The sequence below is a fragment of the Enterococcus sp. DIV0755f genome (assembly GCF_051713725.1).
Classification (GTDB): domain Bacteria; phylum Bacillota; class Bacilli; order Lactobacillales; family Enterococcaceae; genus Enterococcus_D; species Enterococcus_D casseliflavus.
This window is the reverse complement of sequence record NZ_JBIOQL010000001.1, coordinates 2,762,564-2,782,216: the sequence shown is the minus strand read 5'-3', so window position 1 is coordinate 2,782,216 and position 19,653 is coordinate 2,762,564. Positions and strand designations below refer to the sequence as shown.

17 protein-coding genes are annotated in these 19,653 nt (G+C 42.7%); 14 read left to right on the top strand and 3 right to left on the bottom strand.

Annotated elements, in window-relative coordinates:
* The first annotated feature begins 88 nt into the window (after window positions 1-88).
* The 10 genes from IGI73_RS12825 to IGI73_RS12780 all read left to right on the top strand — a co-directional run bounded on the left by IGI73_RS12825 (window position 89) and on the right by IGI73_RS12780 (window position 12,705).
* Entirely contained in the window at window positions 89-2,200 is a 2,112-nt protein-coding gene (locus IGI73_RS12825) for a glycoside hydrolase family 65 protein (protein WP_428206658.1), read from the top strand.
* Between the two features lie 78 nt (window positions 2,201-2,278).
* A complete protein-coding gene (locus IGI73_RS12820; RefSeq protein WP_428206657.1) occupies window positions 2,279-3,613 on the top strand; it encodes a hypothetical protein in 1,335 nt (444 codons plus the stop codon).
* Window positions 3,614-3,782: 169 nt separating this feature from the next.
* Window positions 3,783-4,151 carry a type II toxin-antitoxin system RelE/ParE family toxin gene (locus tag IGI73_RS12815; RefSeq protein WP_005228476.1) on the top strand — a complete coding sequence of 123 codons (369 nt, stop codon included), beginning with the start codon at window positions 3,783-3,785 and terminating at the stop codon, window positions 4,149-4,151.
* Window positions 4,138-4,413, top strand: a complete 276-nt coding sequence (locus tag IGI73_RS12810) for a helix-turn-helix domain-containing protein (protein WP_005228477.1) — start codon at window positions 4,138-4,140, stop codon at window positions 4,411-4,413. Before IGI73_RS12815 ends, IGI73_RS12810 begins: the two co-directional genes overlap by 14 nt.
* Before the next feature lie 253 nt (window positions 4,414-4,666).
* On the top strand, window positions 4,667-6,022 hold the full coding sequence (gene guaD / locus IGI73_RS12805; RefSeq protein ID WP_428206656.1) for a guanine deaminase: 1,356 nt from the start codon (window positions 4,667-4,669) through the stop codon (window positions 6,020-6,022).
* A 49-nt stretch (window positions 6,023-6,071) separates the two neighbouring features.
* On the top strand, window positions 6,072-7,355 hold the full coding sequence (locus IGI73_RS12800; protein WP_086338707.1) for a uracil-xanthine permease family protein: 1,284 nt from the start codon (window positions 6,072-6,074) through the stop codon (window positions 7,353-7,355).
* Between the two features lie 328 nt (window positions 7,356-7,683).
* A complete protein-coding gene (locus tag IGI73_RS12795) occupies window positions 7,684-8,301 on the top strand; it encodes a LysM peptidoglycan-binding domain-containing protein (RefSeq protein ID WP_008380639.1) in 618 nt (205 codons plus the stop codon).
* A 291-nt stretch (window positions 8,302-8,592) separates the two neighbouring features.
* Complete coding sequence (locus IGI73_RS12790) at window positions 8,593-8,994, top strand: MmcQ/YjbR family DNA-binding protein (RefSeq protein WP_060791578.1); 402 nt, start codon at window positions 8,593-8,595, stop codon at window positions 8,992-8,994.
* Between the two features lie 229 nt (window positions 8,995-9,223).
* Window positions 9,224-10,933 (top strand): ABC transporter ATP-binding protein, encoded by a 1,710-nt coding sequence (locus IGI73_RS12785; RefSeq protein ID WP_060791424.1) that lies wholly within the window; start codon window positions 9,224-9,226, stop codon window positions 10,931-10,933.
* A gap of 2 nt (window positions 10,934-10,935) precedes the next feature.
* On the top strand, window positions 10,936-12,705 hold the full coding sequence (locus IGI73_RS12780) for an ABC transporter ATP-binding protein (RefSeq protein ID WP_005234100.1): 1,770 nt from the start codon (window positions 10,936-10,938) through the stop codon (window positions 12,703-12,705).
* A 207-nt stretch (window positions 12,706-12,912) separates the two neighbouring features.
* Here the strand turns inward: IGI73_RS12780 and IGI73_RS12775 are convergent, their stop codons facing one another.
* Window positions 12,913-13,230: an RNHCP domain-containing protein gene (locus IGI73_RS12775; RefSeq protein WP_008380645.1), complete on the bottom strand. Its 318-nt coding sequence runs from the start codon at window positions 13,228-13,230 to the stop codon at window positions 12,913-12,915.
* A gap of 514 nt (window positions 13,231-13,744) precedes the next feature.
* Between IGI73_RS12775 and IGI73_RS12770 the strand changes: the two genes are divergently transcribed.
* Window positions 13,745-14,062 carry a hypothetical protein gene (locus IGI73_RS12770; RefSeq protein WP_008380648.1) on the top strand — a complete coding sequence of 106 codons (318 nt, stop codon included), beginning with the start codon at window positions 13,745-13,747 and terminating at the stop codon, window positions 14,060-14,062.
* 107 nt (window positions 14,063-14,169) lie between these two features.
* On the opposite strand, the gene IGI73_RS12765 is transcribed toward IGI73_RS12770, so the two are convergent.
* On the bottom strand, window positions 14,170-14,961 hold the full coding sequence (locus tag IGI73_RS12765) for an L-threonylcarbamoyladenylate synthase (RefSeq protein ID WP_005234103.1): 792 nt from the start codon (window positions 14,959-14,961) through the stop codon (window positions 14,170-14,172).
* 325 nt (window positions 14,962-15,286) lie between these two features.
* Between IGI73_RS12765 and IGI73_RS12760 the strand changes: the two genes are divergently transcribed.
* A complete protein-coding gene (locus IGI73_RS12760; protein WP_428206655.1) occupies window positions 15,287-16,207 on the top strand; it encodes a cation transporter in 921 nt (306 codons plus the stop codon).
* A gap of 58 nt (window positions 16,208-16,265) precedes the next feature.
* Window positions 16,266-17,102 (top strand): YitT family protein, encoded by an 837-nt coding sequence (locus IGI73_RS12755; RefSeq protein WP_005234105.1) that lies wholly within the window; start codon window positions 16,266-16,268, stop codon window positions 17,100-17,102.
* Window positions 17,103-17,199: 97 nt separating this feature from the next.
* Here IGI73_RS12755 and IGI73_RS12750 read toward each other — a convergent pair whose 3' ends face one another.
* Window positions 17,200-17,868, bottom strand: coding sequence for a GntR family transcriptional regulator (locus IGI73_RS12750; RefSeq protein WP_005234106.1), 669 nt, complete (start codon window positions 17,866-17,868; stop codon window positions 17,200-17,202).
* Window positions 17,869-18,055: 187 nt separating this feature from the next.
* Between IGI73_RS12750 and IGI73_RS12745 the strand changes: the two genes are divergently transcribed.
* Window positions 18,056-19,651 carry a mannitol dehydrogenase family protein gene (locus tag IGI73_RS12745; protein ID WP_428206653.1) on the top strand — a complete coding sequence of 532 codons (1,596 nt, stop codon included), beginning with the start codon at window positions 18,056-18,058 and terminating at the stop codon, window positions 19,649-19,651.
* Window positions 19,652-19,653: the final 2 nt, after the last annotated feature.

The following is a 19,653-nucleotide window of genomic DNA, read 5'->3' as shown; positions in this document are numbered from 1 at the left end:
CTGAGCCTTGCAATCATTGGCTAGAAGTGTAGGATAGAAACTAAGTGAAGATAACGAGGAATAAACCAAAAGACTTGGAGGATAAAGGATGAAGAAAAACGACTTTCTATTGACAGCTGATGAGCTGTCCCATCAGAAAATGGAGTATCTAGAAACATTGTTCGCTTTAGGAAATGGGCAAATCGGCGTCCGTGCAGGGCATCCTTTGAAGGTCAATCAACTGTATCCAGGAAATCCTGGGGCGTTTGTCAACGGCTTTTTTGACAGCGAGCCGATTCAGTATGGCGAATGGGCTTATGGGTATGCAAAAGAACATCAAACGATTTGCAAATTGCCAAACTTGCGTGGAGTTATTTTGAAAATCGGCGAGGAGGATTCTTCGGTTGAGGAATGGCAAGTCGAACGAACGCAAATGAGTCTTGCATTAGCTGACGGGATTCTGACGGAAAGTTATCGGATCACTACTCCGACCGGAAAGTCTTTTGAGTTGGGGTTAACTTCGTTTGCGTCAATGACGCGTAGTGAACTCTATGTTTGCCGCTATGAAGTGATAACAGCCGATTTTTCAGAACCGATCGAACTATCCCACACATTAAATCAGCAATTCTCTGTCAATAAAACAGATGATCCTCGAGTTGCCAGTAAGAATCATCAATTGGAAAAAGAACAAATGGGCGCATACCAAGTATGGACAGCACCAAATAGTCAAAAGCAAATTGCTATTCGGCTGCATCAAGAAAAGCAGTATTTGACAGTTGGAGAACCGTCAACTTCGATTTTTCAGGTCAAATTGCTGCAAAGGTTTGGTGAGACACCATTTGAGCAGAAAGTCGACGAGTTTTCTGTCTTATTAAAAGAACAAGCGGATTACTATCGATCTTTCTGGCAAGTCAGCGATATTCAAATCGTGGGGGATGACTATTTGCAAAAAGGGATCCGTTTCAATTTGTTTCATTTGAACCAAGGTGCAGGGCGTGATGGGAAAACGAATTTCGCCGCAAAAGGGCTGACGGGTGAAGGATATGAAGGACATTATTTTTGGGATACAGAAATGTATCTACTGCCTTTCTTCATTTATACGAACCCCGAGATAGCCAAAAGCTTGCTTTCCTATCGTGCAAGTATTTTGCCGCAAGCCAAAAAACGAGCAAAAGAATTGAATCAAGCTGGGGCATTGTTTGCTTGGCGTACGATTGACGGTAATGAAACGAGTGCCTATTATCCAGCAGGTACAGCACAACTGCATATCAATGCCGATATCGTTTATGGTTTTCAATTATATGAACGTATCACGGGTGATCAACCCTTTATTGAAGAAATTGGTAAAGAAGTCGTTTTTGAAACAGCGAAATTCTGGTTTCATTATGGCACGTTTGTTGTAAAAGAAGGACAAGAGCGGTTTTGTATTCATGGAGTGACAGGACCAGACGAATACAGCGCTTTGGTAAACAACAATTTTTATACAAACAAAATGGTACAAAATAACTTACGCTATGCGGTCGAATTAGCCAAACGATACCATGTCTATCAAGAATTGATTGCCGATTGGGAAAAAGCAGCTGACTTGATGTACTTCGGTTACGATGAAGAGCGGCAGCTAACGAAACAAGATGATTCCTTCTTAGATCAAGCGCTGTGGCCATTTGAGGAAACACCTGCTGAGAATTATCCGCTTCTGCTTCACTATCATCCAATGATCATTTATAAGTATCAAGTATGCAAGCAAGCAGATACTGTTTTAGCAGAGATGCTGTTTACCCATGAATTTTCAGCAGATCAATTAACAAGAGACTATGACTATTACGAGCAGGTGACGACCCATGACTCCTCGTTGTCTCGTTCCATCTTTAGTGTGATGGCTAGCCGAATCGGCGACACTGAAAAAGCGTATCGTTACTTTATGGATACCGCACTGATGGATCTCAATGATTTGCAAAAGAATGTTGTAGACGGTGTTCATGCTGCCAATATGGGTGGCAGCTGGTTGAGTTTGATTTATGGTTTTGCTGGTCTGACCTATGATCGCGGACTTCATCTGGCGAATCATTTGCCGCAGAAAATCGAATCATTGACGTTTACGATCACTTATCAGCAAGAAGCAATCAAAGTGAAGCTTCAAGGGGAAACGATCGAATGTCAGTTACTGCCGGATAGTAAATTAAAGGTGGTGGAGGATAAGAATGGCCTCTGGATTAAATAGAGTACTTGCTTATAATGACTACCTATTATCAAGAATAGAAAAAATAATAAGACTACAATCAATAGTAGAGGAATTTAGATGAAATACAAAAAATCCCATACCGCACTTTTGATCATCAGCAATACGATCACGATCATTCCGTATCTTTATTTTTTATCTTTGAGCAAAGAGCAGTCGCTAAGTGCAGCATTAGCCTTTGCGCTGTTTTATACCTTTCGCATGACAGGGGTCTTTTTCTTACAGACGCTTACGGCGCTTTTCGCACCATCGCTGTTAGCAGCCAGTGTCTTGATCGGCGGCGCCGGCGCATTGGTAGGTATCTTGAGCACTTGGTGGAGCGCTGCACTCTTGCCAGCTGCTGGTTTGCTGGGGATCAGTGCTTCTTGGTTGCCGCCAGCTGACCTGATGGTACGCCAAAAAGCCAAGCTCACTGAACAGCCGCTGAAAAATGATTGGAAGGAGGCGCTGTTCTTTCTTTTCGTTTTATTGTTTGCCTTACGGTTGCCTGATGACCTTCAAGGTATTGGTCTATTTGGCAGTTATCTTGCACTCTTTGTGCTGGCGGCTAAGAGTAGTCAAACCTTCAAAAACCTACCGAAAAGACCGCTGATGCAGCGCAACCAGTTATTCAACAAGCAATTTTTGTTGTATTTCTTTTTCTTTCTCTTACTGTTTGGCTTGCGAGCAGCCAGGCTGATCAAGTCGAATGCCCTCTTTGAGTGGGCGATCACTGGTTTCTTGTTTCTCTTTGCTTTGCTGCTGATCACTTTAACGAAACGCAGTAAGTCGTGGAGACAGCCGCTTCACTTGAACATTCTCACCTTTATTCGGGGAGTGATCGGTAACTTTCTTTTTCTTTTCGGCTCGGTGTATGTTACCGGTCGATTTGGAGCACAAGCGCTAAGCACTCACGTTTACTTACCATATGCACTGGGCCTTTTTGGTGCCATGTTTCTCGGAGGAAAACTTGCTCATCGTTTAGAAAAGCAGCTGGTACCAACATATTTACTTGGGCTGATGGCAGGTGTTCTTCTGTTCAGCAGCGACACACTGATTCCAATAAGTTTATTCGTCATTAGCTTCTTTAATGCGGGATTGAATCAATGGCTTACGAAACAGTATTTGGCGGCAAAACCGGAAGCAATTGAGCAGCAGAGTTTAGCCAAGTATGCCACACAAAACAAAGGGAGTCTGGTACATCAATTTCTTTTGATGACACTCCTGTTCGTCATTCTTCGTTTTGAACATCAGCCGCTGGCTTTCTTGTTTCAGCTATCAGGAACGACGGCAACGAATCAGACCTCAAGGATCCAAAGCTTTTTAGAGCCAGCAAAATGGGGATCGATTGCAGGAGTACTCTGTTTGCTAGTAGGCGGACTGGTGGTATTTCGTAGGAATCGTAAAGAAAAATGATGGAGAAATGATTTGGAGTTGATTCGGTGTAATCGACAAAGAGAATGTTAAGTAGTTTTGTATCAACTAGAAAAAAAGATGAAACCAATTATAGGGAATAAAGTCTAAGAAAGAATAATGAACGGTAACTTGAATCGACAAATGATAGCATATATGCTATCATTTGTGTATGGACAAACCTAAGTTTGAGTTTTATGAGCGACCAAATGGACACAATGAATTTATTGAGTTTTTTGAACAGTTACCTGAGAAAGACCAGAAAAAAATGTTAGCAGTCATTGCGAATGTGGAAGAACATGGAATACTGATCGCTCAAAAAATGAAATGGGTGAAAAAACTGGGAGATAACCTATTTGAGCTGAGATCAGGAATGGGAGGAAACATTCAAAGAGCTTTATATTTTCATTGGCTAGGTTCTAAATTCATTATTACCCATGGTTTCACCAAGAAAACGCAGAAGACGCCAATTCAAGAAATAGCAAAAGCGATAGAGATCCGAAAAGAATTTGAGGAGGAGATCAAAGATGCCAACAGTTAAATTCAATGATTTTTTAAAAGAAAAAATGAAAGACACTGAATTCAAAGCTGAATATGAAGCTGAAAAAGCGAAACTTGCTAGTGCTGTAGCATTGATGAAAGCGCGAGAAAGTGCAGGACTCACACAAAGAGAACTTGCAGAGCTCGCCGCTGTTCCTCAGTCAACCATTGCACGTATTGAGAGAGGGGATAATACAAGTTTCGAAACATTATCCAAACTTGCTTCCGCCCTCGGAAAAACACTGACCGTTAGTCTAGTTTAGGTAACGCCTTAGTTAAGATAAACCAAGCGAATATTCTCAAAAAGCAGACACTGTCTTATTTCTAGACGGTGTCTTTTTTTTTGAAATCGCATAAAAACCGAACGTTTATCGTTTTATCTTTCTTTATGATAGTGAATTTTATTGCACTTTTTTCGAATAGCGTTAAAATAAGAACATCGTGTTAGTGAAAAAGGAACATTAAATGAACGGCTTTTTCCTGACAATGTCTTAGAGAACGGGGGAAATCAAACAAATGGCAACCATTCGCTATTTTAAAGGAGATGTTTTCCATACGCCAACTGATGGAAAACTAGAATATATAGAAGAAGCTTTGATTCAAGTCGATGACGCAGGGGTCATCACGAAAGTTACTGCCAAAACAGATCAAGGGTATGAGGTAGAGCTGGCAAAAGCATCAGAGAATCTTCAGGCTTTATCCGAAGGCCAGTGCTTTTTACCAGGATTTGTCGATCTGCATGTCCACGCACCACAATGGCCGCAAGCAGGGATCGCGTTAGATGAACCGTTAAATGTCTGGTTAGATGAATGCACGTTTCCACTGGAGGCAAAATATGCCGATCCAGCATTTGCCAAAGCTGTCTATCAAGATTTGGTGGCACAGCTATTGGCAAGAGGAACGACAACGGTTCTTTATTTTGCAACGATCCATCTAGAAGCGAGCCTTCAATTGGCGAAGACTTGTGCCGCTCTTGGTCAACGGGGATTAGTCGGAAAAGTCGTTATGGACGATCCCCAAGCCAATCCTGCTTTTTATCGAGATGCGTCAACAGAAGAGGCATTAGCGGATACAGAACGTTTTATTCAAGAAGTACAAGCAATCGCAAAGACCGCACCACAAGGCGTTTATCCTGTGGTCACTCCGCGATTTGTCCCCAGCTGTACCGATGAAGGCTTGGCAGGGTTAGGCGCATTGGCTGAAAAATATGATGTCCATGTTCAGACCCACTGCAGTGAAGGGCAATGGGAACATGACTTTGTTCAAGAACGATTTGGCAAAACGGATACCGAAGTGCTGCAAGATTTTGGCTTGTTGCGTGAAAAAGCAGTGATGGCTCATGGCAATTTCATCAGCCCAGCTGACGGCGCTCGTTTTGTTGAAACCGGCGCCGCAGTTGCGCACTGTCCCATCTCAAATGCCTACTTTGCCAATGGCGTGATCCCAATCAAGCGCTTGAAAGAACAAGGGGTCACGATTGGTTTAGGAACGGATATCTCAGGCGGTTTTTCACCGAGTTTGTATGACAACATCAAACAAGCTGTGATGTCTTCGAGAATGTTAGAAGATGGCGTGGATGTCACGCTTCCTCAAAACACACGAGGAGTAGCTGATTCTCGTATATCCGTGATCGATGCGTTCTCATTGGCGACAAAAGGCGGCGGTGAGGCACTGAGATTACCAGTAGGTGTCATCAAAGAAGGGTATGCGTTTGATGTGCAAGTGATCGATACGCAACAAAAAGAAAATCCTTTGCCTGACTTCGGTGTGTTTACTTCACCCGAAGCAAGATTACAAAAAATCCTGTACTTAGCAACGATGCAAAATATTCGACAAGTCTGGGTCCAAGGAAAAAAAGTACACGAAAAATGAGGAGAATGAGACAGTGGAATCAACGAAAAACAAACATTTAACGATCGGAATGAACGAAGACATTCCCTTTGGTCAAGCAGTACTTTTAGGATTACAGCATGTGTTGGCAATGGACGTGTATGTGCCGCCATTTATTATCGCAACCGCGGTGGCGATGTCCTCTTCAGACGCATCAGGTTTGATCCAATCGACCTTTTTAGGAGCAGGGATCGCTTCTTTGATCCAAGTCCTCTTTTTCTTGAAATTACCCGTATGTCAAGGACCATCCTTTGTACCCGTTGGAGCGATCATCGGTATTTATTTTGGTGCCAACGGCATGGACACGGTGTTAGGTGCCAGCATTGTTGGTGCCGCAGCAGTCATTTTATTAGGCTTTACTGGCATCTATAAGTATATTGTTCGTCATTTTATTCCTACGATCGTCAGTGGAACGATCATCATGATCGTTGGTTTGACGCTGCTGCCAACGGCATTTACTAGCAATATCTATCCTGCCACTGAAACACTAAGTGCCAATCAAAACATGTTGCTAGCTGCGATTACTGCGGCGATTTTGATCTTGTTTTCCATGTTAGGCGATTATTTTCCAGGAATGGGAAAATACTTCCGAATCAGTTCGGTCATTATTGCTTTGGTTATCGGTACCGTGATTGCTTCCTTTATGGGAGGCGTTGATTTTCAGTCGGTGGCGGATGCTTCTTTCTTTAGTCTGCCAAAACTGGTATTTCTAAACTATGGCCTGCATTTTGATGTTTCAGCGATCTTAACGATGCTAGTGATCTATATGGTTCTCCTAGCAGAAACAACAGGAACTTGGTATGCGGTCAGTTCTGTGACAGAAGAACCTGTTACGGATGAACAGATCAATAAAGGCGTGATCGGTGAAGGGTTAGGCTGCTTGGTTGCCGCCTTAGTTGGAACGACACCTGTAACTGGTTATTCTACCAATGCAGGGATCATTTCGATCACAGGGGTTGCTAGTAAAAAAGTCTTTGTGATGGCATCCATTTGGTTTATCCTATTGTCCTTTATGGGAAAACTTTCAGCCTTGATTCACGCAGTACCTTCTGCTGTCATCGGCGGCGTGTTCGCGGTCGTCTGCGTCATTATTTTGTTGAGCGGCTTTCGGGTCATTAAGAATGAAGAGTTTTCCGAGCGTGAGTTGTATATTATCGGGGTACCGTTGATTATTGCCATCGGCTTGTTGTTTATGCCAGCAGAAATCAAAGAATCCGCGCCTCAATTCTTACAATATTTATTAGATTCACCGATTGCTTTAAGCGCTATTGCGGCGATCGTCATGAATAAATTGATCCCAGTGAAGAAAAAATAGAAAGTAAATGAGGAATGAGACCTTGTCTCGTTCCCTCTTTTGTTACAATCCTGTGTAAAAAGAGGGTTTTTTGTAATATAGGAAAGGTTTTCTAAGGTTAACTGGTTTACCTGAAAACAAAATAACTGTAATGTTAAAAATTACAGCAGAGTAAAGCTTGATATGATAGGATTCTCAAATTCTTACGAAACGTAAGGCAACTGTCGTTTTCGTAATCATCTGTAATGAATTCTTTACCTATGAAATATTCTTCGATGTTAGACTTGTTTATGCGCTTGAGTCATCTCAAATGACGCAAAATGAGTTTCAAAGAAGGAGATTTAATTATATGAAGTCTTTAAAAACTGTTTTACTTAGTACAGCTGTCCTTGCCGGTTTCGGCCTTTTCTTAGGTGGGAAAGACGCCTTTGCAGACGAACAATACACTGTTCAATCTGGTGATACATTATCAACAATCGCTACTAACTTTTATGGTTATAGCTCTGATGATACGATCAATGCGATCGTTGAAGCAAACGAGATTGCTGATAAAAACTTGATTTTTGTTGGGGAAGCATTGATCATCCCTACAGATGGCACTGCAACTTATACAGAATCTGCAAACACGACTGCTGCAGCAAGTGTACAACAACCAAGTGAACCAGCAGCTTCACAATCAAGCAACACACAATCTGCTGCTGCAAGCACACAAAGCAGCTCAAGCTACAGCTCTTCAGCTAGCGGCTCAGAAGCTTCAGCAAAAGAATGGATCGCAAACAAAGAATCTGGTGGTTCTTACACAGCGACAAACGGACAATACTATGGCCGTTACCAATTAACCAACTCTTACTTAAATGGTGACTATTCAGCTGCTAACCAAGAAAAGGTTGCCGATGAATATGTAGCATCACGTTATGGTTCTTGGTCTGCTGCCAAAGCATTCTGGGAAGCAAATGGTTGGTACTAAGATTCTCAAATGAATCTTGTCCATGACATCTAGTAATCAATTGCCCTTATTGGCGAGTACAACTTACTCGCTGATGAGGGCTTTTTTTTGTGTCCTCTGAGAAAGGTGAATGAATGTAACGCCGCTTACAGCTGCATGTAACGTCATTATCAGTCGACATGCCACTGATAAAAAATCCCTTTTTCCACGACAACCATGTATAATAGTAGGAAATAGAGCAGAAAGCGATTCAATCTGTCAAAATTGAGGCAGAAAATGGCGATTTTGATAGCAGAAAGTGGGGGACACACAATGAGTACATCGATTGAAGAAAAAATTGCACAAAAAATGCAGCGATTTCAAGCATTTGGGGAAGGCTTGCCGGGAGCCAAAGTCTATTATCGCAAAGATTGGGATGCAATCTACTTTGATTTAGTAGGAAAGCAGTTTGGGATCATGAGTCCACAACCAGAAGAAACAGCGTTTTTGACTTTGAAAAATCTGCCCGAGGTCAACGAAACGCTGCGAGAGCAATTTCCTGACGTGATCATTCCAGGGTATTATGCCAATAAGACCCATTGGAATACCATCAAGTTGGCATCTGATGCCTTGATGGAAGAAAACATCGAACAAATGATTTTGGTTTCCTACGATTTAGTCAAACAAAAGCTGACAAAAAAACAAAAAAGTGAGCTGGAAAACAGCGAATCGTAAGTCAAAGATTTAGCGACAAAAAATAATCAAACCAGTATCGAGGATCATCATAATCCCTTTACTATTCGTTATTTTCGACAACATTTATGCAATATTTTCAAAGAGCTTTCATGAAAGCTCTTTTTGTTTTATTTGTTCGCTTGTTTCCCGTCGTGATCCATGGTAAATTGTTGTGCAACCGAAATTTTTTGGCAGTCTTTTCTGCTAAACACAAAGGAGTGGTACGTATATGGATCTGGTCTTACGCCATGTCAAAAAGTACAAAGCGGCAACTGGCATTGCCTTATTATCGGTCATTTTAATGGTCGTTGCTGCATTATGGCAGCCGAAGCTCTTGCAGCAAGTGCTAGAATCAATTATTACCGAAAACAATGATGAAATGAAAAAAATTGGTGTGCAGCTGATTGGGCTAGCATTGCTAGGCCTTGTTGCAGGGATCATCAACACGATTTTTTCTGCGAAAGTGGCGCAAGGCGTTAGTGCCGATATTCGAGAAGAAATGTTTCGGAAAATCCAGACATTCTCATTTGGTAATATCGAAACCTTCTCGGCAGGAAACTTAGTGGTGCGTTTGACCAATGACATCACGCAAATTCAAAACTTAGTGATGATCTCACTACAATCTTTGTTTCGCATCCCGTTCTTATTTATCGGTGCCTTCATTTTGGCGATGACAACCATGCCGCAACTGTGGTGGATCATCGTCTTACTGATTATCGCTGTCCTAGTGATTACGGCACTCTCCTTTACACGGATGGGCAAACACTTTATGATCATCCAGAACTTGATCGACAAAATCAATGGGATTGCCAAAGAAAATTTGATGGGGATTCGTGTGGTGAAATCTTTTGTCCAAGAAGAAAACCAGCTACAAGGCTTTTCCAAAGTCAGTGAAACGTTAACGAAGCATAATATTATCGTAGGAACCCTGTTCTCTGTAATGATCCCCTCCTTTATGCTGGCGGCCAACTTAGCAGTGGTCGGCGCGATCTTCTTTGTCAGTGATCTAGCGAAAGATGATCCAACCTTGATTGGGGGAATTGCCTCATTCATGAATTATTTGATGCAAATTATGATGGCGATCATTATCGGCGGCATGATGATGATGATGACATCGCGGGCTGCAGTTTCGCTAAAACGGATCAAAGAGATTCTAGATACCGAACCGGATCTGCAATACCAAGATGTCCCAGAACAAGAGTTGTCTGGAAGTGTCGCTTTTGAAAACGTCAGTTTCCGTTACCCTGGGGATGAAAAAAATGCCCTAACGGCTATCAGTTTTACCATCAAACCTGGCGAAATGATTGGGATCGTAGGGGCGACTGGTGCCGGCAAATCAACACTGGCGCAGCTGATTCCCCGTTTGTTTGACCCAACGGAAGGTGTCGTGCGAGTTGGCGGCGTTGACTTGAAAGAAGTCAATGAACAAAGCTTGCGTAAAACGGTCGCTTTTGTCTTGCAAAAAGCGATCCTCTTTTCAGGAACGATTGCCCAAAACTTGCGGCAAGGGAAAAAAGACGCCTCAGAATCTGAGATGTCTCGCGCAACGGAAATCGCCCAAGCCAGTGAATTTATTCAAAAATTGACCGCTGGGTTTGAAGCGCCGGTCTCCGAGCGCAGCAGCAATTTTTCTGGAGGACAAAAGCAACGCTTATCGATTTCTCGAGGGGTGATCGGTGAACCGAAAATTTTGATTTTGGATGATAGTACGAGTGCATTAGATGCTCGTTCGGAAAAATTGGTTCGCGAAGCGTTTGAAAAACAATTAAAAGACACGACAACGATCATCATCGCGCAAAAGATTGCCTCTGTTGTGAAAGCCGACCGCATCTTCGTTTTAGATAATGGACGTCTGGTTGGTGAAGGAAGCCATGAATTTTTAGCCAATAACAATGCCATCTATCAAGAAATCTTCGCAACACAGAAAGGAGAGGAGTAACCATGACAGATTTGTTCAAAGCGAGTAAATTTTTCTACCATTACTTAAAACAATACAAGTGGTCGTTTCTATTCATTTTTGTGACGGTGATTCTGGCAACGTATCTGCAAGTACAAGCGCCAGTCTTTATCGGAGAAGCGTTCCAGGAATTGGCGAATTATGTTGGTGGTTTGATGCAAGGGGTCGATGATAAATCAGCTTTTCTATCGATCATTTGGAAATTGTTGATTTTTTATGTCTTAGCCAGTGCAGCCAATTTTGTCTATAGTATCTTGTTCACGCAAGTGGTGGGGAAATCAACCAACAGAATGCGGATCGGTTTATTTAATAAACTGGAAAAATTGACGATCAAATTCTTTGATTCTCATCAAGACGGTGATATTTTGAGCCGTTTCACCAGTGACTTGGATAACATCCAAAACAGTCTAAACCAAGCATTGTTGCAAGTGCTGACCAATGTAGTCTTAATGGTGGGGATCTTGATCATGATGTTCCGTCAAAACGTTGAATTGGCATGGGCAACGATTGCTTCTACCCCGATTGCGGTGTTGATCGCGGTGATCGTGATCCAAAAAGCCCGCAAATATGTCGATCTGCAGCAAGATGAAGTCGGAAAATTAAACGGCTATATCGATGAAAAAATCAGTGGTCAACGAATCATCATCACCAATGGACTGCAAGAAGAAACCATCGATGGTTTTCTGGTCCACAACCAACAAGTCCGGGAAGCTACCTACAAAGGGCAAGTCTACTCTGGGCTGCTTTTCCCCTTGATGCAAGGGATGTCCTTGTTGAACACGGCAATCGTGATTTTCTTTGGTGGCTGGTTAGCATTGAACGGTGACTTAGAACGTTCCGTTGCTTTAGGATTAGTTGTGACCTTTGTCCAGTATTCGCAGCAGTATTACCAACCATTGATGCAGATCTCTTCTGGTTACAGCATGATTCAGTTGGCGATCACCGGTGCGCGCAGAATCAATGAAATGTTTGATGAACCTGATGAGGTCAAACCAAAAGACGGGATCAAAGTGAAGGGCATCAAAGAGGCGGTTGCTTTGAATCATGTGGACTTTGGGTATGACAGTCAAAAATTGGTCCTAAAAGATGTGTCGATCACGGTCAACAAAGGCGAAATGGTCGCATTGGTCGGACCGACTGGTTCAGGAAAAACGACCATCATGAACTTGTTGAATCGCTTCTATGATGTGAATGGTGGTTCTGTGACCTTTGACGGCATCGACATCCGGGAGCTAGACTTGGATCTGCTGCGTTCTCAAGTGGGAATCGTTTTGCAAGAATCCGTGCTGTTCTCAGGGACGATTCGTGAAAACATTGCTTTTGGGAAACCAGAAGCGACCGAAGCAGAAGTCATTGCAGCAGCGAAACAAGCCAATATCCATGAGTTTGTTATGACGTTGGAAAAAGGCTATGACACGGAGATCACCGAAGAGAACAATCTTTTCAGTACTGGTCAAAAACAATTGATGAGTATTGCCCGAACGATTTTGACCAATCCAGAATTGTTGATTTTGGATGAAGCCACCAGTAATGTTGATACCGTGACCGAAGCGAAAATTCAACGAGCAATGGATGAAGCAATCAAAGGACGAACCAGTTTTGTGATCGCCCATCGCTTGAAGACGATTTTGAATGCCGATCGCATCGTTGTCTTAAAGGACGGCGAAGTCATTGAAGAAGGCAATCACCATCAATTGGTGGCGGCTGACGGCTTTTATGCGGAACTGTATCACAATCAATTCGTTTTTGAATAAGCGCAAACCAACGTAAAATCATCAAGAAGACACTAGCAGGACAGCCCGCTGATTTCGTCAACCAATCGACGAGACAGCGGGCTGTTTTTTTAGGTTAAAGTAAGCACTTCTTATGACGACAATGTCTATGAGCAGTTAGTGGTATAAGGGGGCCGTTGTTCTGATTACCAAAAAAGACCAGCCTGAAGCATGGTCTTCTTTGGCTGTTTAGTGATACGCAGCGGTTTGAGCCAACCACTCAATAAAATGGTCAGGCTGTTGCGTATCCTGTGCCACGATATTCCACTGCTGGTTTTTGCAGCGAGTGCATTGATGCAGCAGCTGATAGCCTTTTTTGGAATGTTGGCGATAATCGATGGGTCGCATCAGGCCATGGCAAGTATTTTGACGATCACCCGGGCGAATATCCACGTGTAACGAGTAGAGACACTGGGGACAATGGTTGCGGTAAGAACCATTGGTCAAGGGTGCCACAGGCGTACTGCAGTTTTTACAAACAAAGGTCGTATTTTCACCTTTTCTCATTTTGCTTTCCTCCAAAAGAATGATTTCTTTTGAGAGAAAAGGGTTCCGTTCGTTCTTCATCAGGCTTCTTTGGCTAGGGACACATTCACCGTCCGTAACGATTACTTCTGCTTCCAGCTTCATGCGATTTCGCAATCCGTACCACGCTTAGTTTTTTCGTTTTGTGCTAAGCACTGTGTTGCGGCAGCCCACAACCCAGCAGTAAGTGTAGTCCAAAGTCACTGTCATTGGCGTCGTCCCCTAGAAAGCAATTGAGGAATGCTTTTTCATAGAGTCCCTCCTATGTGTTTATGAGGGGATTATAGCAGAAATAGAGTTGGAATTCTATGACAGAGAAAACCTGATCGTAATTTATCTCCTTTTTTATCTTTAAAAACAATAAAATGTAGATTATAATGCTATTTTATGACAAAATATTCGTATGTAGGTTTCGCACAATTTTATTTTGGTCACTGAAGAAGAGACACGGAATCACAAAATGGAGGAAGGATGACCTAACGAAAGGAGAACAAAAATGTTTGGTACGAACAAGAAATCTGAAAATTCGAATGGCACACAAGGCAAGAAACGAAAAAAGCGTTTGACTGTAGAAGACCTGATCAACCAGTATATTGTAGAAAAAGAGGTTCATGAATTGAGTGAGGAACTGTCTGTTCAGATCTTTAATGACTTATCTGCACACCGAATACATTTCATGGAGATCCCCAACCTTAGTTACAAAAATCTCGGAGCAGCTATCCAAATCGACCAAAACTGGATTAAAATCAAGCAACAAGATACGATCATCAAACAACAGGCACAGATCATTCAGCTTTTGAAAGAAACACGATAGAAGAAAAGTATTTTTTTCTATTGAAAAACCGAAGAACGAGCTGAGCGTTTTTCCTTGAATAGGAGGGCCGTTAGCTGGTTCTTCGGTTCTTTGTTGACGATGAAAGATTAATAATACTCCCCGTGGCGATAGTCCCATGAGTTGAAGTGATCAGAAAGGTACATTTGGATTTTTTCAACATCGAGTCCTTTACGGATCAAGACAGGTGCGGGAGTGATGGAGCGTTGGTCTCCTTGCTCTGGAATCAAGTTACCGTCTTTATCAACGAAAGAAACCATGACTCCTTGTTCGTAGCGGGTTTCCAGCGTTTTGTCTGGTTGGATCGATGCAACATAGTCGTTGCCTTCAATGATTAGATCGGCTTCTTGCGCGATTTGTTCGCCGATCCCTTCAACAAGTCCGCGGTTTCCTTTGCCTGAAGGGTTCGCTGAGCTTGCGAAAAGCAATTTCTTTTTTTGATCCCAAAGTTCTTTTGAGATCTGCTCACCAGGGACACCGAATTTGATCACGAAACAGCTGGTTCCCCGAACGTCCGTCATCAATTCTTCTGAACCATCTTTTGGGATATAGGCTTTTCCTGATTCTTTCCAAGGCAAAATCGCACCGAATAACACGTCATTGTTCCAACACGTTTCATAAACAGCGGCGGTTTCCGCATTTAACTCGGCTAATTCATGTAGCTGCTCCAATGAGCTGCAAAGAACGACACCTGGTTTGTTACGCTTGCGATTCTTTGCTGAAAACTTGCGTTCCAGCCCTTTTTTATCAGAGACGGCAATGATATAGCCGACTTTGGTTGGGCAGACGATCACTTTGCCTTCTTCATTCAAATAGTTGATCGCTCGTTGGTTTGGTTCTCCTGTCCACGGGACTTGTTTTGCTTCATTCACTCTCTTCATCCTCCCTGTCTTCCAATGAATCGCCGTTATGAAAAATATAACGGAATATTCTGAAAATTCTGATTGAATATGGTTACCCTTGATGATAAGGGAATCAATCCGCGTAGTCAAGGGGATTTACACCAGAATGTAAAAAGAGTGGAATAGAAAGATCGAATATGCATCACTAGAGAATAGAGTGAATGATTGACAGCAATACTATTTTTTTCCGCTTTGTATGAAAAAATTGACTGTTTTTTATGTTATTTATATGGGAAGATAGGCTTATAGATAGAAGAATGCAATCAAATTGATAGTTTCTTTGAAAAAAAGAAAGAGGAGTATCATGAGTGAAAAGAAAAAAATACGCAAGCTTTTGCTGGCATCGATTGTCGCTGGGAGTATCTATGGCGGCGGTGCCTTGCTTTTTGGGTTGCTGGTCAGTTATAACGTCCTCTTGTTAGATGGGGTCTATACATTGATTGGTGCAGTGATGTCACTGATTGCTTTGTACGTGGCAAAATATATCCAAGCCCAAGATTTTGAACGTTTCCCATTCGGTAAAGAGGCATTGATGCCATTAGTGGTATTTATTCAATATAGTATCATCTTGCTGATCTCAATTTATGGAATCATTGAATCTGCTTTTAGTTTATTACACGTCAGTGATGGCATGATTGATCCAATCGGTTTGTATTTCTCGCTGATTGGTACGATCTACTGTTTCTCTTTTTACTTGTACTTAAAAAAGAAACCACTGACTCATCCCTTTTACTGGGTAGAACTAGAACAATGGCGTTTCGGCTTTTTCTTTAGTCTGGGTGTCGTCGGTTCATTTCTTGTGTCATGGCTGATTCAAGCCAGTCCCTATGGAAATTTCGCGATGTATGTCGACCCAATCATCTCCATCGGGATCACCTTGTTCTTTATTCAGCTTTCGATTAAAGAGTTGAAAGCGGCCATTCTGGAATTGACTTCTTCAACTCCGAAAGAAGAACTACGAGAGTCCATCATGACGATCGTTGAAAAAGAACTGCGCGCAGAAGAAGTGGTGGACTTTGTGTTACGTACCGCCAAAGTCGGCAATCAAGTCATTGTGGAATTAGATGTGGTGATTTTACCTGCAACACCTCTCGATACAGTTGGGCGGCAAGATCCCTTGCGAGAACGATTGAATCAAGCAATCAGCCAAGAGATTTCCGGTTATTCCCTCTGGCTAAACATAAATTTTGTCGGTGACATCAAATGGGCGTATAGTGAGGAGTAAGAATGGCTGCAAAGCGGCTTGAATAAACCGTGAAAATGACAGAGAAAAGAGGAAACAAATGACAATTCTGAAAACCTATGGAAAAATCACCGCAGCACTTTTCTTGTTAGCGGCAAGCATCAATTTATTTTTAGGCCCGCATCATGTGGCAGCTGGCGGTGTCAGCGGAATCGGTATTTTATTAGAGTCAGCCCTCGGTTGGGATCGAGCGGCTGTGATCATGGTCTTGAATATTCTTATGCTTATTCTTGCCTATGCCTTTTTAGGGAAGGGGCCTTTTTTGAAAGTCCTCTATGGTAGTTTTGCTTTTCCAGTAGCAATTGCTTTAGTCCCAGAATATATGGTGGCTGAAGATCGGCTGCTTTCCGTGATATTTGGCAGTGCGATTTTTGCTTTAGGAGTAGCGATTTTGTACAAAAATCAATCTTCTAGCGGTGGTACAACGATTCCACCGCTGATTTTCAAGAAATACTTTAATTTGAATCCAGCGATTGGCTTGCTGGCGACCGATGCGATCGTGGTCTCCATGAACTTGTTCGTTTTCGGCTTTGAAGAGTTCTTGTTTGCGATATTATCGATCGTGATCACCTCTGGTGTGATGACCTACATTGAAACGGGCTTTAACCGGAAGAAATCCATCATGATCTTAAGTGAGAACCACGTGAACGAGATTCGAGAAGCAGTCTTTGATAAAACAGCTCGTGGTGCCACACTATTGGCTGCCCAAGGCGGCTACCAGCAAGCAGACAAACAAGTACTGTTGATCGTGGCCAGCGACCAAGAATTTATGCAGATCAGACAAATCATTGAGACCATTGATCCAAAAGCGTTTGTGATCGTCAATAATGTCTCAGAAGTACTGGGCCAAGGCTTTAGTTATCACCCAATCGAATGAGCGTATTCTCGCTTGTTCAGCGTATGAAACCACCCTCGTCAAGTAGGCAATCTACTCGACGAGGGTGGTTTTTAAGGTCCATGATTTTCAAATAGCTTTACTCCGTAAAGTAATCGGGAAAGGCCTTTTCCACAAAAATCAAATCGTTATCAATGACATCAATGTGTTGTCCGACCAAGGGAGCAATTTTGGCTTGGTCTTTTTCTTTTAAAGTGGCTAAGATTTCTTCGTGATCCCGCAAAATAATTTCCCAAGACAATTCCTCCACCTCTAAACGTAAGAAGCGGAAGCGATTTAAAGGCAGATTGATCGTTTGTAGCCAATTCCAGACATTTTCTTTGTCTGCAATCTTATAGATCAACTGATGGAAGGCCTCGTCGAGTTGGAAAAACTCGATTTCATCCTTCAATTGGGCATAGGTCCGCTGCAAAATAACGAGTTTTTCTAGTTCTTTCAGCTGCTCTTCTGTAATGGCTTGGCAGGCCGCTACGAATACTTCTTTTTCAAGCGTCTCTCTGACAAAACGAGCTTCTTCAATTTGTTTGATACTGATTTTAGAAATATAGGTGCCGCTTTGGGGAACGACATGGATCAGTGCTTCACGGCGCAGACGAATAATTGCTTCACGGATCGGCGTCCTGCCAATGGTTAGCCGTTGCTCCAATTCCTTTTCAGATATTTTTTGACCGGGAATCAGTTTGGCGGTTAAGATCAACTCTTTGATTGATTCATAAGCTTGTGATTGAAAATTTGTAGGGTTCAACATAAACGCTTCTTTCTGTATCAGGCATTCAATTCCCTTCGAAAGAAAAACTCTGAAGGAAAGTGCCTAGGGATAGTTTTGAGTAATAAAACTAGTATATAAGTTGAATAACCTTTTGTAAAGGCTTGCAATTCAGTACGGAATGAACTAGAATACTAATATATCAGTTTTAAAAAAAGGAGGAAGTAGGATGTTTGATTTTGCTGCCTTGAAGCAGGCAGGAGTTACGATGCCGATCGTTCCAAAAGAAGTGACGGATCAATCAGATACTCAGTTTCAATGGCTACACTTTGGTGGAGGAAATTTGTATCGGGCATTTCACGCAGAAGTAGCCCAAACGTTGATCAATCAACAAGCGTTGTCAAAAGGAATCGTAGTGTGTGAAACCTTTGATGAACAGGTGATCGATCAAGTGTACGCGCCTTACGAGAATGATATTTTAGAAGTGATCATGCACGAAGGGGGACGGTTGGAGAAAAAATTGCTCCAGTCAACGGCGGCTAGTTATTATTGCCATCCTTCCCGCGCTGCGAGTTATGAGCAAATACGCAAAGTATTTCGTGAGCCGTCACTACAGCTAGTTACGGTAACGATCACGGAAAAAGGCTATGGTTTAAAAGACAGTCAGGGGAATTTTTTACCTGTCGTACAAGCGGATCTCGCTGCGGGTCCCCATCAGGTAAACCATACAATGAGCATTTTGGCTAGCTTTTTATGGGATCGTTTTCAATCAGGGGCACTTCCGATCGCTATGGTCTCCACCGACAATTTTTCGCAAAATGGGCTCCGTTTCCAAGTGGCGATTGTCACCATTGCAAAAGAGTGGCAAAAGCTGGGGCATATTTCAGAAGCGTTTGTCCGATACTTAGAAAACAACGCGCAAGTGACGTTTCCGTGGTCAATGATCGATCGGATCACGCCAAATCCTTCAACAGCAGTTGCAGAAGAATTAGCAGCAGCTGGCATTCAGCAGCTGCCAGTCATTCGGACCGATAAAGGAACGATGATCGCTCCGTTTGCTAATACAGAGGCGACTCATTATTTAGTGATTGAAGATGATTTCCCGAACGGTCGCCCGAATTTAGACAAAGCGGGGGTGATCTTGACGAGTCGAGAGATTGTAGACAAAACCGATAGTATGAAAGTCACAACTTGTTTGAATCCACTGCATACGGCAATGAGTTTGTTCGGCTGTTTACTCGGCTATACATCCATTGCTGCGGAAATGACCGATCCAGATATTGTCGCTTTGATCAAAGGAATCGGCTATCGTGAAGGCTTGCCGGTAGTGGAAGATCCTGAGATCATTCAGCCAAAGAAATTTATCGATGAGGTGGTCGGTCTTCGTTTACCGAATCCGCTGATTCCTGACACCCCACAGCGCATCGCCGCAGACACCTCACAGAAAATCGCCATCCGTTTTGGCGAAACCATCAAAAAGTATGTGGAGAAAGAAGGCTCGGCTTCTGAGCTGACTTTCATTCCCTTAGCGATTGCTGGCTGGTTGCGTTATCTCTTAGCGATCGATGATGAAGGCCATCCATTTGTCCCAAGTCCTGATCCCCTCTTAGCAGAATTGCAAGAGATTTTACATGAGTGTCAGTTGGGGTCAGCCGCCGATGTTCAAGAGATCATTCGACCAATCTTAGCAAATCCGCAGATTTTTGGTTTGGATCTCTATCAAGCAGGAATCGCTGAAAACGTGGGTCACTTGTTCGCTAAGATGCTAGCAGGAACCGGCGCAGTCCGTAAAACATTACATGAAACAGTAGAAGGGATCGAATAAAA